This window comes from Methanosarcina vacuolata Z-761, from assembly GCF_000969905.1.
GTDB lineage: Archaea > Halobacteriota > Methanosarcinia > Methanosarcinales > Methanosarcinaceae > Methanosarcina > Methanosarcina vacuolata.
Map to the genome: position 1 here is coordinate 236,340 of NZ_CP009520.1, position 12,955 is coordinate 249,294.

General features: G+C 42.0%; 9 protein-coding genes. 3 read left to right on the forward strand and 6 right to left on the reverse strand.

Translation table 11 applies throughout. The features are described from left to right. Positions 1 to 236: 236 nt before the first annotated feature. On the reverse strand, positions 237 to 1,256 hold the full coding sequence (mtaA, locus tag MSVAZ_RS01170) for a methylcobamide:CoM methyltransferase MtaA (RefSeq protein WP_197078800.1): 1,020 nt from the start codon (positions 1,254 to 1,256) through the stop codon (positions 237 to 239). 593 nt (positions 1,257 to 1,849) lie between these two features. On the opposite strand from mtaA, the gene MSVAZ_RS01175 reads away from it, so the two are divergent. From MSVAZ_RS01175 to MSVAZ_RS01185, 3 genes are all read left to right on the forward strand, one after another. Continuing rightward, positions 1,850 to 4,699 carry a cation-translocating P-type ATPase gene (locus MSVAZ_RS01175; RefSeq protein ID WP_048117005.1) on the forward strand — a complete coding sequence of 950 codons (2,850 nt, stop codon included), beginning with the start codon at positions 1,850 to 1,852 and terminating at the stop codon, positions 4,697 to 4,699. 462 nt (positions 4,700 to 5,161) lie between these two features. Then, the gene (locus tag MSVAZ_RS01180; RefSeq protein ID WP_048117007.1) at positions 5,162 to 8,473 is read left to right on the forward strand and encodes a response regulator; all 3,312 of its coding nucleotides are present in this window, start codon (positions 5,162 to 5,164) and stop codon (positions 8,471 to 8,473) included. After that, positions 8,445 to 8,813 (forward strand): response regulator, encoded by a 369-nt coding sequence (locus tag MSVAZ_RS01185; protein WP_048117011.1) that lies wholly within the window; start codon positions 8,445 to 8,447, stop codon positions 8,811 to 8,813. Before MSVAZ_RS01180 ends, MSVAZ_RS01185 begins: the two co-directional genes overlap by 29 nt. Positions 8,814 to 8,833: 20 nt before the next feature. Here MSVAZ_RS01185 and MSVAZ_RS01190 read toward each other — a convergent pair whose 3' ends face one another. From MSVAZ_RS01190 to MSVAZ_RS01205, 5 genes are read right to left on the reverse strand one after another with little or no spacing between them, the layout of a single operon-like run. Next, complete coding sequence (locus MSVAZ_RS01190; RefSeq protein WP_048117014.1) at positions 8,834 to 9,619, reverse strand: helix-turn-helix transcriptional regulator; 786 nt, start codon at positions 9,617 to 9,619, stop codon at positions 8,834 to 8,836. Further along, entirely contained in the window at positions 9,616 to 9,795 is a 180-nt protein-coding gene (locus MSVAZ_RS19895) for a hypothetical protein (RefSeq protein ID WP_156150927.1), read from the reverse strand. Before MSVAZ_RS19895 ends, MSVAZ_RS01190 begins: the two co-directional genes overlap by 4 nt. Positions 9,796 to 9,801: 6 nt before the next feature. Beyond that, complete coding sequence (locus MSVAZ_RS01195; RefSeq protein ID WP_052727842.1) at positions 9,802 to 10,674, reverse strand: class I SAM-dependent methyltransferase; 873 nt, start codon at positions 10,672 to 10,674, stop codon at positions 9,802 to 9,804. A gap of 43 nt (positions 10,675 to 10,717) precedes the next feature. Further along, the gene (locus MSVAZ_RS01200) at positions 10,718 to 11,236 is read right to left on the reverse strand and encodes an NADH-quinone oxidoreductase subunit B family protein (RefSeq protein WP_048117017.1); all 519 of its coding nucleotides are present in this window, start codon (positions 11,234 to 11,236) and stop codon (positions 10,718 to 10,720) included. A gap of 10 nt (positions 11,237 to 11,246) precedes the next feature. Continuing rightward, positions 11,247 to 12,938, reverse strand: a complete 1,692-nt coding sequence (locus tag MSVAZ_RS01205; protein WP_232316171.1) for a hydrogenase large subunit — start codon at positions 12,936 to 12,938, stop codon at positions 11,247 to 11,249. Between the last annotated feature and the right edge of the window lie 17 nt (positions 12,939 to 12,955).

The window sequence follows — 12,955 nt, forward strand, 5'->3', positions numbered from 1 at the left end:
CTGAGTTTAATATATTTAGATATGTATTATGTTGAATTAGATCTAAAGCTATTTAACTGAATTGTTTATTCTAAACGACTCTCTTCAGTTCACAACCTGTCAGAGTCTGGCTCTAGAGTTTTCACTCCACCTGCTAAAACTAAAAAAATATGAAGTAGGACATAATTCCAGGTATTTTAAAATTCTTAGAGCTATGGAATGTGTCCTTAAAAAAATAAATAAATTTTTGTGCCTTTTCAGGCGTAGTACTCGTCTCTTGCTGCAACCATTGCTTTGATGTTTTCGAGAGGGGTCATGGGTGCAATCCCACAGCCAGGTGCGAGTACATCGATGCCGCCTTCCAGAGCTGCTTTTGCTTCAGCTTTTATCTTGTCAATAGGCCCGGGCAGCAGGGTAAAAGGACTGGAAACGTTTCCTACTAATCTTGCTCTGTCTCCAATGGCTTTCTTTCCTTCCGCTGCATTACCGATCTTTTCTTCTACGCTGAGGCCTTCAAAACCGCAGTCTGCCATGTCACTGAGGATCGCGTTAACCTTACCACAGATGTGGAGTACGGTCACTGAGTTAACGCTGGCGGAGAACTTCTGTAACCTTGCCTGGAGGAACTGTCTGAAACTGTCAGGGCTCATGAGGTCAGGGGAAGCAACAGGGTCTGCAATGGCGATAACATCTGCACCGGCTTCAACCATTGCATTTGCGTAAGCGATTGCAGCTTCTGTGGCGATATCAAGGGCCTGTTCAAAGAGGTCAGTCTTTTTAATGGACCATTTCATGAAGGATTTTACACTTACCAGGTCAGAAGCGACTGTAATAGGGCCTTCCATACCTCCAATAATTGGAACATCAGGACCTACTTTCTCCCTGACAATCTTAATGGCTTCGAGTACGGCTGGGATTCTACCCTTCTGCAGAAGGTCTGCGGGGACGGCTGCGCCATCGAGGCTTTTGGGGTAGGGGTGTTCTATGACAGAAGGCTGTCTGTTCTTGGTACCCATATTGATTTGACAGCCCATTGCTTCAACAAGCACGGTAAGACAGTAAGGAAGCCTTACAGCTTCAAGTCCGCTAAGTTCATAGTTGGCGATTGCCAGCTTTGCCATAAGCTCGGGATTGGTGTGAGCTTCAGGCCAGGCAGCTCCAACTTCATCCATAAGTTCTACAATCCCGGTCTGGGTTACGGAGCAGACAGGTACTTTGTCAACGGGCTTGCCTTCAAGGGCAGCTAAGAGTCTCGTTTTAAGTGTAAATTCGCTCATAGTCATACCTTTTTAAGTTATCTCAATTTATTTTTATTAGGATTTTATTGCCTATTTGACAATATTATTGTTTAGACCTTTTATATCCAAAAGGTTTCACGCCCCGGAATAAAAAATCCAGAGTTTTGAAACACAGTTAAAATCTCAGGTTTTGCCTGGGAACTCAAAAATAAATTCGAATCTCCCTTTCCACCTCACCCGAGTGGAGATGAAAACAAGGGTACTAAAAATAATTCTCAGGCTCCTTTGATTACATTAGAGTACGGGCATTTTTTTAGTTAACAACTTATAAAAGCTATTTGTCAAGAATATTTTTTTACCATATTTCTAATAAATAGGGTCATAAATTTCGACCTCGTTGTTCAGCTTTCTACGGTATCTGAGTTCTCCATTTTACGGTATCTGGGTTCTCTATTTTTCACTTTACTTTGTTAATGGATCAAGCCTGATCTGATAACGAATCAGATGTAATTTTTCTCTGCCTTATTTTCTCTTTTACTTTACTGCCTCTCTTACTTTGGATTTCGAGATGTTTTCGGAATCTATGTCAAGCTTCTTATTCTTGTATCACATTAAATCACAATGGGGATTCGATGGGGAAGAATCTGACTGGCGATAACAGCAAGATTTGTTCGCCCCAGGGGAACGAGCACAGTATTCCACTTTCGGTTTTTCTTCAAAAACTAGGGGTTGACGAAAACGGACTCCGCGATCAGGAGGCTGCCAGTCGGCTCAAAGAATGCGGAGCGAATATTCTTGAGGAAACAGGAAAAGAGAGCATAATTAAAAAGTATCTCAGGCAGTTTCGGAATTTATTCTCGATCCTGTTAACTGTGGGATTTATTCTGTCTTTCATTGGAGAATACATTGATCCAGGGAAGGGAAACCTGTATATAGGAATTGCTCTTGCAGGCGTTGTAGTCATCAATGGGACCTTTACATTCATACAGGAGTACCAGGCTGAAAAAACAATGGAAAGCTTTCGTCAGCTTCTTCCGCCCCATGCCAGGACCCTGAGGGAAGGAAAGGTAAAGGAGATTCTGGCATCGGAGCTTGTGGTAGGAGACGTCATCCTTCTTGAGGAAGGAGATAAGGTTCCTGCCGATGGGCGTTTGATTGAAATTAATACTCTGAAAGTGGATAACTCGGCTATTACTGGCGAATCCGAGCCTCAGCTTCGGTCCCTTGAATGCACTCATCCAAATATGCTGGAGTGCAGAAACATGGTTTTCTCAGGGACTCTGATACAGAGCGGGAATGGAAAAGCTGTTATCTTTGCCACTGGACAAAATACTCAGATCGGAAGCCTTGCAACACTCACACAACAGACTTCGGGCGTGGATACTCCCATTCGAAGAGAAATAAATTATTTCATAAAAGTCATATCTACAATTGCGATTTCCCTGGGAATAGTTTTCTTTATACTTGCTTCTCTTCTTCAGGATGTTTTTCTTACGAGCCTGATCTTTGCGATTGGAATTATTGTCGCCAATGTGCCTGAAGGACTTTTGCCCACAGTCACTCTTGCCCTTAGCCTTGCGTCCAAGCGAATGGCTTCGCGGAATGCCCTTATAAAACAGCTTGAGTCCGTAGAAACTCTGGGCTCGACAACGGTTATCTGTACGGATAAGACCGGTACCCTGACTCAGAATAAGATGGCAGTAAACTCTATCATGATCGGTTTTGAATGTCTCGTTCTCGAAAACCCTGCCAGCACTAAAAAAACAATCACAGAACAGGACATCAGCGAAAGTACAAACAAAGCGGATGTGGAAAAACTTGCAGATTCAGGGGCAGAAGAATTCTGTGCCCTAAAAAAACCTGTATGGGACCCTGAAAAATTGCCCTCTGTTTTCATAAGAGTTTCAGGGCTATGTAATAATGCAAAACTTCGCGAGTCTGCCCCGGGATATACCGGTGACCCAACCGAAGGCGCACTTCTCGTTTTTGCAAATGGCCTGGAGGATATCGGAAAGCTTAAACATGATTATCCGAGGCTGGAAGAATTTCCTTTTGATTCGCTGACCAAAAGAATGGAAGTTATCTGCCGCACTCCGGAAGGAAAACTTGAAGTTTATCTCAAGGGCGCCCCGGAAGTAGTTGTGAAAATGTGCAGTTCATCCCTGGATTCAGGAGGGACCCGGAAGCTGGATGAAACTGAGCAACAGGAGCTTCTTAACCGGCACCTGAACCTTGCAAAAAAAGGAGAACGAATTATAGCCCTTGCGTACAGGCCGATAGAAGAACTAAGGGAATATACAGGGGACTTCATCTTCCTGGGATTTGTAGGAATTGTAGATCCTCCACGCCCTGAAGCCAGAGAAGCTATAGCAAAGTGCCATACAGCCGGGATCAAGGTTGTCATGATCACAGGCGATCACTCTGTCACTGCAGAATCAATAGCAAAGGATGTGGGACTTGCAAACTCCGGAAACCTGGAGATTATTACCGGAAATGAACTGGCAACGCTATCACGCGCAGACCTTGCTTCAAGATTAAAAAATCCGAGCATTGTCTTTGCCCGCACTTCTCCTGTACAAAAACTGAAAATTGTAAAGCTCTTTCAGGCCGAAGGGGAGATAGTGACCATGACAGGAGACGGGGTAAATGATGCTCCTGCAATCAAGAATGCGGATATGGGCGTTGCTATGGGCAGCGGTACGGATGTGGCGCGCGAAGCTGCGGATATGGTACTCCTTGATGACAATTTCGCTACGATTGTGAATGCTGTAGAAGAAGGCAGGACGGTTTTTGATAATATTAAAAAATTCATCGTATACATCCTTGCCAGCAATATTCCTGAGATCCTGCCTTTCATAGCCTTCGTCCTCTTTGCCCTGCCCCTTCCCATGCCTGTACAGCTGATCCTGGCAATCGACCTGGGCACGGATATGCTGCCTGCGATTGCCCTGGGAAAAGAAAAAGGGGAAGGAGATATTATGAAAAGACCTCCCAGAGCGAAAGAAGAAAAGCTTTTGACTCCTCCTCTGCTTTTTACAGCTTACGCAATAAAGGGTCCTGTAGAAGCTATTGCAGGCTTTTTCTGTTATTTTGCCGTACTTTTTGAGGGGGGCTGGAGTTTTGGAGAGCAGCTTGCAAATAACAATCCCCTTTATATGCAGTCAATAACCGCTTTCTTTTCAGCAGTGATTATATGCCAGATTGCTAATGTTTTTGCTTCCCGAACACGTTATCAATCAGTCTTCTCAATGGGTTTATTCAGCAACCGTACTGTCCTGGTAGGAATTGCAAGTGAACTCTTGATTCTGGCATTTATTATCTGGAATCCGTCGGCAAATCTTATTTTCAATACTTCTCCTCTTGACCTCAGATATTTGCTAATTGCTGTTCCTTTTGCGATATTATTGCTCGGAATCGATGAATTAAGAAAATATCTGTTGAGAAAGAATGTAATCTGGGTGACCAGATACCTTAAGTGGTAAATCAAAGTTACAAAAAGCGGGATTTACAATGAAAATTGCAATGCTGGTCAAGGTAGCAAACATAAGTGAGTCCCGATTTTTTCTTCATCTTTCAGATTACTTAATATATCATTCTTAATATATATTATCGATTATATAATGTATGAGCTCCGTAATCAGTATCATTTTGCTAGTATTAAAGCGCCAAAATTAGTATTATTTTGTTAATGATTACTGTTTAAGCCTTTTTTTCCGTAAAAAACTCTAATATCTACTTATAATTGATATCGTGAATTTTGTTGACCTTTAATTTTTGATTTTAGAAAGATATTTTGTTATGAATGAATATAGAAAACTTTTATATAGATTCCAATTTAATTTCATCTGTCAATTATTTTATTACATTATAAAGTTCTCTGCAGACCCACCCCGTGTCTCACCTCCGGTTTAGTTAACCCGAAGCCCCAGCACCGAGCTTAAAATATGAACGTTAGTAGAAAGATCCTTGCTATTATCTATATCATCTTTGCTCTTCTCATTTCAGTTGTTATTTTTGCGTCTCAGAGCATTCTCGGTTCCACTTTTTCCGACTTGCAGGAAAAAGAGGCAGCTGACAACGTAGAAAATATAGAGAATATGATTAATCTTCAGGTCCTACAACTTGAGAAGATTAATTCTGCTCTCTCTTCAAGAGATGATGTCAGGAATTTAATACTTAATCCGGACCCTCAAAATCTCAGCAGTGGGACTTCACTCGGTGACATCTTTTCCGTCAGTGGATGTGATTTTATTTTTCTGGTAAATAATTCAGGGTATATTGTGTATTCTGAAATTTCGGGTCCTGAGCTCTCTACTCTTAATGCTTCTACTCTTGATGCTTCCTCTCTTAATTCTTCTACTCTTAATGCTTCCTCTCTTAATTCTTCTACTCTTGATGCTTCTTCTCTTAGTGCTTCCTCTCTTAGTGCTTCTTCTCTTAATGCTTCTACTCTTGATGCTTCTACTCTTGATGCTTCTTCTCTTAATGCTTCTACTCTTAGTGCTTCTACTCTTGATGCTTCTTCTCTTAATGCTTCTACTCTTAGTGCTTCTACTCTTGATGCTTCCGCTCTTCTCAAAGTCCGTCAAAGAATTAATGATGGCAGTTTACTCTGTACGGGGGCTGAAACTTCTTTAAAAGGTATACTACTGTTTGAAAATGGTCTTGCAGTAATCTCCGGCCAGCCTGTGCTCACTTCGCCAGAAAATAACGAAGTCTCAGGGACAATCATTCTTGGAAAATATCTTGATTCGAGCTTTATCGAATCCGTTCAGGAAAGTACAGGAAGTACATTTACAATTTCCAGTTTCAACAATGCGTCCTCGGATCTTATGCAGGCTTTTTTTGAAAACCCTGGTCCGAACTTCACATATGCGGTAACTGGAGAAAACGTTACCTGTTATTCTGTGCTTGAGGATTTTTCTGGAAGGCCAGCTATTGTAATCCAGGCTGGCGCAGACAGCAGTATCTATGCCAGGGGTCAGAAGGCTCTCAGATACATAGTGTTTTTCCTTCTGTTCGCAGGCCTCATGATTGGGGCAAGTTGCAAGGTTCTTCTTGATAGGGAGGTGGTATCCCGAATAGTTGCAATTGATAATTTCGTGGAGAAAGTAAGACTGAATGAAAATTTCTCCGAGCGATTTTCTACGTATGGGAATGATGAGCTCTCAAGGCTGTCCGAAGGAATAAACCAGACCCTTGACCGCCTGAGAACTACTTCTGATGAATTTAAAGCCCAGGAACACGAAAAAAAGCTAATTCTTGATTCTCTCAGTGAACTGGTAGTCTTTATGGACTCCGACTTGAAGATAATCTGGCTAAATAAAGCAGCTCTTGATCACATGGGCATGAAAATGGGTGACGTTATCGGGCGTCGTTATCAAGATATGTATATTTTATATAAAGAAAACCCGAGTAAGTCACCGGTACTGAAAGTACTGGAGTCCGGGAACGAAGAATTCGGGGAAGTAGTTACGCAGGATGGAAAAGTCTGGACAGTCACTGCGATTCCCATAAAGAACGAAGATGGCAGGATTACAGGGGTCCTGAAAACAGGGCTTGATATTACTGCACACAGGCGTTCGGAAGAAAAACTAATTCAGGCAAAACTGGAAGCTGAAGAAGCAAACAATTTCAAGAGCGAATTTCTTGCAAATGTGAGCCATGAGTTGCGGACACCTTTGAATTCCATTATAGGTTTTTCAGATATTCTTATTGACAAAGTTTTTGGAGAACTTAACGAAAAGCAGTTCCGATACGTAAACAATATCTCAACCAGTGGGAAACATTTGCTGGTACTTATAAATGATATCCTCGATCTCTCAAAAGTAGAAGCCGGGAAAATGGAACTTCACTACAGTGAATTTTCGATTGATTGCGTTTTTGAAGAAGTTAAAGCCGTTCTCTCCCCTCTTATACAGGTAAAATCTCTTGAAGCAACTTTTAATGTAGAATCCGACTGTACAACGCTTGAAGCCGACAGAGGCCGCATAATTCAGATTCTTTACAACCTCGTAAGTAATGCAATAAAATTTACCCCGAATGGTGGGAAAGTCTCAGTATATTGCAAAGAAAGTGGAAACCGGGCGCTTATTTCAGTCATAGATACCGGTATAGGCATTTCTGCTGAAGACCAGGTAAAGCTTTTCAAGCCCTTTACCCAGCTCGATGCATCAACAACAAGGCAGTATTGCGGCACAGGACTTGGGCTTGCTCTTGTGAAGAAAATCGTGAACTTGCACCAGGGAGATATCTGGGTTGAGAGCGATCCTGGGAAAGGTAGTAACTTTACCTTTTCACTTCCTCTCAGGAAACCGCTGGAGCTCAGAAAAGCTGGGATTGAAGATGTAATCATAGAATTCGAAATGAATAAAGCAGAAGCCCTTTCAGTAAAAGAAAACGTTGAGGATTTGCAGGAAGAAGTAGAGCTGCCCGAAATCTGTTTCTCTGAAAAGGGAGATGTTAAGCAGGAACTTATTCTGGTAGTTGATGATGACAAAAGTTCCAGTGAACTTCTCTCCATTATCCTTAAGGACGCAGGATATAGTGTGGCTCTCCTTTATAATGGAAAAAGAGTTTTAAAGGTTGCAAAGATCCTGAAACCCGATATTATCACCCTGGATGTTTTCCTGCCAGATACTAATGGCTGGCTTGTCCTGAGGCAGCTAAAGAATGACCCCTGTACGGCTTCTATACCTGTACTTATTATCTCCATGACCAATAATAATGAGCTCGGAATTACCCTCGGAGCAACCTACTCTTTTGCAAAACCGGTAAAAAGAGTTGAACTGGTAAATTCTCTCCAGGAAATTACCGGAAAGTTCCGGTTTGAATATCCTAAAGTTCTTATAGTAGATGACGATGAAAATACTGTAGAACTGTTGAGTTCGATGATTGAGCCCGAGGGCTTTGAGGCTATAAAAGCTTACAGCGGGAGAGAAGGTCTTCAGAAGCTTTTCTCAGAGCAGCGTCCCGATATTCTGATTCTTGACCTCATGATGCCGGAAATTAGCGGATTTGATGTTATATCCAGCATGAGGGCCGATGTACGCACGAAAGATATACCTCTTATTGTATGCACTTCTGGCGAGCTTACTGAGAAGAATCTCGAAGAACTGAACAGTGAGCTAAAAGGACATCTTATTTCTATTCTGAAGAAAGGCACTTTTGGAAGAAAAGAGTTAATTAATATCATAAAACAATTAGCTATGCTGAAGAGGCGTAATGATGAAAAAAATCCTGATTGTCGAAGATAATCCCATGAACATGGAACTGATCCTGGACCTTCTGGAATTCTACGGACATAACATAACTAAAGCCGAGGATGGAGTAAAGGCCCTTGAACGCCTTGCTGAAACAAAATTCGATATTATCCTGCTGGATATGCAACTTCCGAAGATGGACGGACTTGAGGTTCTCGACCGAATTAAGAAAAATCCTGCGACTGCAGATATCCCTGTGATAGCGGTTACTGCCCATGCTATGAAAGGCAGTGAAGAACATTTCATAGAAATGGGCTGCGTGGACTATGTCTCCAAACCTATAGATATTCACAAATTCAGGGCTCTGATAGATAAGTATCTGGGAGAGAACTAATCTTAACTTCAGAAGGGCAGTTATAGTTTTTCCAGTTGTGTGGACCTGTCCTTATAGTATAAAAAGAGTTCTTCGCACCATTTCAGTGCACTCTCGTCAAAACTCATCAGGCGTTGATGGTCAAACTTTCCCTTCTTGTCGAAAAGCACAAGTGAGCAGAAACGCTCTGTTACTACGTCTTTCAGGGTTACGCTTTTTTCACAGATGTAAATCTCAACATTTTTTGATTCCAGAAGAAATTTCAGATCCGCATAATAATCTTTTTTCATCCTGTCAAAAACAGGTTCTGTCAGGATAAGATCTATTTCAGCCTCTTTTCTTACAAGTTCCAGGTACATTTCAACGTGAAGAGGGTTGAAATATGAGAGAAACATCTTGACGTGTTTTGATTCCAGAAGGTTGCTTCTGAAATCTTCAGGAATTTCAAAAAGCCGGTTAAGGTCGGGTTCAAGCATGAAATAGTTCCCTAATTCATCAATCCTGTTAAGGAGAGCCTCGGGAATTGCGGTAAAGTCATGGTTTGTCCAGTAATCGTAATTTTCTTCAAAAACCCTTACGGTATTTAGCAAAGGTTCCATCTTTTCAACTACTATCTCTCCTATCTCAGAGAGTTTGTAGGTGTTTCTATCGTCCTGTATTATCAGGCGTCCTTCTTTTAGTTTTTTGATCTGGGGCATTATCGATGTCGAGTTGACGTTGAGGGCTGTTTTTATTTCGTCTCCGGTCTTTGGCCCTTCTTCTAGCAGGAGTAATACATCTTTCCTTTTTTCTGAAAGAAACGCCAGATCAATAAGTGATGTTTTCATTTTGTTCCATCTCCCCGGGAAAGTTTTATATTTAGAAGAGATATTTCCCCTTTATTTCTTTTCAGAAAGCAGTCTGAGTTAGTAAAAAATTCTTTCTTCCTCCAGAAGAACTTTGAAGGAACTTCTTGCAACATTATTGCGCTACTTTTCAATTGATCCTTTATATTTTTTTCCAAAAAACCTTATTTTTTTCCCGTAGCCAATACATAACCCACATATTTTGAGGTTAATTTCTTTCGGAATAAAATTTTTTTACTTTTTTCCAGTCTTTTGAACCTGTATCGGACCTTTTTGCTTAAGAAGTAGTACTTAGCCATTTTCGAGATCGTGTCTATAAGGTACTTTATAAAGCTCCAGGTCCCTCCCATCGCTTCTGCCATGTATTTTGTTTCCTGAAGGTACCGGATAGGTTTGCACATTCTTACATTAACATCTTTCAGACCTGCTCTTTCAAGTTCTTCTTTCCATTCTTCAGGCGACAGCAGGGAAAATGGAAGTCCTGTTATTTCTCCAATTATTTTTTCGGCTTGAGCAATTTCTTTGGCGGCTTTAGCAGGAATCTCCTTTTCTCTATACATTTCGTTAATCCCCACATAAGCCCCAAACCTCAGAACCCTTGCGAATTCTTTGAAAGCTGTTTCCCTATCTAAAAACTGGGACACAAACTCTGTTATCACGGCATCGAAAGCCCCTACTTCAAAGGGCAGGGCGTGAGCATCCCCTACTATGAATTTTGCTTTGTCCGAAACTCCCTGGTTTTTTGCCCTTTCTTTTGCTTCCTCAATCGAAAGTTTTGAAATATCAATTCCTACTACCTCACAGCCGATTTCTCTGGCAAGGTAACAGGCAGAAAAACCGCTTCCACATCCAACCATCAGGACTTTTTTTGTAGAGTCAATCCTGCATAATTCAGCAAGTTTTCTGGTGGAGGTAAGGCCGCCTACATGATAATAAGGTACTCCCAGATAACTCATAAAGTCATAATATCCCAGAGCTTCGGCTTGTTTAACTGAAAGTTTTTGTTCTCTGTGTGGAATGTTTCTCTCTGCCTGCATATCAAATCTGCCAGTTTCTCAAATAATTTAGCATTCCAAATGATCAGTTCTCATTTTCCTTATTTTTTACCAGGGCAAAGATCCCGCGCAGGATTTCTTTTGGAGAGGGAGGGTTTCCAGGAATTTTTATATTCACAGGCAGGATTTTATCGACTCCGCCAAGTACGGCATAAGAGCCCTTATAAATCCCTCCGTCACAGGCATCATCCCCGACTGCGACCACGAATTTAGGAAAGGGCATGGCTTCATAGGTTTTTAGAACGGCTTCGGCCATATTCAGAGTGACTGCACCTGTAACCAGCAGGACATCAGCATGCCTTGGGGAAGCCACAAAAGAGATCCCAAATCTCTCAACATCATAATGCGGGGCTCCGAGGTTTGAAACCTCAATTTCTGTTGAATTGTCGCTGCCTGAATCCAGTTCGCGGATTGCAAGGCTGTGCCCGAAAACCCTGTTGACTTTAGTTCTCAGTTTGGAGCCTAGAGATTCAAGTTCACTATCTGAAAACTCAAATTTTTCCGTTACTTTCGGACGGAAGACGTATGTAAGTGGGTTTACCATCCATTTCACCTCAGAGATCAGTTCCAGCATAGGAAAGGTTAAAGCTCTTATTTATCAGAGGAAAATCAGGAACAATATTCCCGAGCACTGCATGTTCTATGGCCTGCCAGTTGCAGAAGGAGGCTGTTCTCACCTTATAGCGGTCGATTAGCCCGCTTCTGACATAAACCCAGTGAAGGTTCTGTCCCCGTGCAGCTTCAACCATTGAAAGGGCATATCCATCTGGAATATTTGAAATTGAAAATTCGGTTGTCTCGGAAATGATTGCGCCTTCCAGGATTGACGCTATAAGTTTCTTTATCAGAGAAGCTGAGTTAAGAACTTCGGCAGCTTTAACCTCAAACCGAGAAAGGACATCGCCTGCCATTTTAATTGCTCTTTCCGGAGGCATATCTTTGTATATACAGTAGGGATGGTCAAGTCTGACATCATATGTAGCTCCGGCCGCCCGAGCAATAGGGCCTGTAAGATTAAGCGGAGCTATCAATTTCTTTTTTAAAACTCCGGTTGTTGAAAATCTGTCAATAAGTGACGAGGAAGTATAAACAGCGGTAATCGCGGATTCAAATTGTGGTACAAATATTTTCAAATAAAGGTCGAGTTTTGAAAGAGATTCGCCTGAAATCTCCTTTTTTACTCCTCCTATATCTATAGTGCCTCTCATAAATCGGGAGCCTGTGAGAAACTCGTTTTGCCTGAAAATATTTTCACGGAGGATAAGGAAAGGCGTTGTCATTCTCGGAAATCCTATATCGGTAATCATGCCCGAGAGATCTCCCATATGCGAGTAAATGCGCTCGAGTTCCAGGAGAATAGCCCTTAAGTAGTTCGCTCTTTCCGGAATTTCAATTCCCGCAATTTTTTCTACGGCCGTACAGAAGGCAACGGCATTGGAAACGGTCTCATCCCCACTTATTGCCTCCGCAATAGGAATACAGGCAGAGGGGCTTTTTCCCTCGGCAAGCTTTTCGATTCCCCGGTGTTTATAAAAGAGCCGGATTTCGAGATTGAAGATTGGTTCTCCGATGACACTGAACCTGAAATGTCCAGGCTCAATAATTCCTGCATGTACAGGCCCGACAGGGATCTGGTAAACGCCGTCTCCCTCTAGCTGTTTAAAAGGATATGCTTCCTCCGGGCTTTCAACAGTCTGGATTTTCCTGTTTTTAAAGGATTTAAGGAGAGGATGAAAGCCTTCAGGATAGGCCTCATGTAAAAAGAGTCTTCTTTTGTCAAAAGCATCTGTAAATTCTATACCAAATCCGTCCCGAATTTCCCGTTCATACCAGCATGCCGAAGGAAAAACCGTGGCAATAGATGTAGTTTCCTTTCTGACATGCCGCATAAACGCAAATACGTCAGTAGAACTGTTCATTCTGAAGATATAAAAGAGAGTAAAACCAGGTTTTCCTTCTAAATCCTGAACGCAGAACAGACTTGTCAGGATAAAACCCTTCTCGGAAAGCGCAGGTACGGTTTTTAAAAACTCCTCTTCTGCCAGGGGGATATAGAATTCATTATTTTTTCCCTTTTCGATCTGCGGCTCTTTACCTGCAATGTCAATCATTAAATCTGTAGCGTGCCGGGTCGCCAGAACCGAAGGAGTCTCCAAAACTGCAGAATTACCTGAAATCTGGTAATTCCCTCTTAATTTCGGGCCTGCCGGCATCAGGGAACTTACTGTGTCTTTGTTTGAACTCATTTTCTTTTTGCCTCCCA

Excerpts from the sequence above, each read along its gene's own strand:
- MSVAZ_RS01205 (WP_232316171.1), bottom strand. The coding sequence starts at position 12,938 with ATGAGTTCAAACAAAGACACAGTAAGTTCCCTGATGCCGGCAGGCCCG.
- MSVAZ_RS01190 (WP_048117014.1), bottom strand. The coding sequence starts at position 9,619 with ATGAAAACATCACTTATTGATCTGGCGTTTCTTTCAGAAAAAAGGAAA.
- MSVAZ_RS01180 (WP_048117007.1), top strand. The coding sequence starts at position 5,162 with ATGAACGTTAGTAGAAAGATCCTTGCTATTATCTATATCATCTTTGCT.
- MSVAZ_RS01200 (WP_048117017.1), bottom strand. The coding sequence starts at position 11,236 with ATGGTAAACCCACTTACATACGTCTTCCGTCCGAAAGTAACGGAAAAA.
- MSVAZ_RS01195 (WP_052727842.1), bottom strand. The coding sequence starts at position 10,674 with ATGCAGGCAGAGAGAAACATTCCACACAGAGAACAAAAACTTTCAGTT.
- MSVAZ_RS01175 (WP_048117005.1), top strand. The coding sequence starts at position 1,850 with ATGGGGAAGAATCTGACTGGCGATAACAGCAAGATTTGTTCGCCCCAG.
- MSVAZ_RS01185 (WP_048117011.1), top strand. The coding sequence starts at position 8,445 with ATGAAAAAAATCCTGATTGTCGAAGATAATCCCATGAACATGGAACTG.
- mtaA (WP_197078800.1), bottom strand. The coding sequence starts at position 1,256 with ATGAGCGAATTTACACTTAAAACGAGACTCTTAGCTGCCCTTGAAGGC.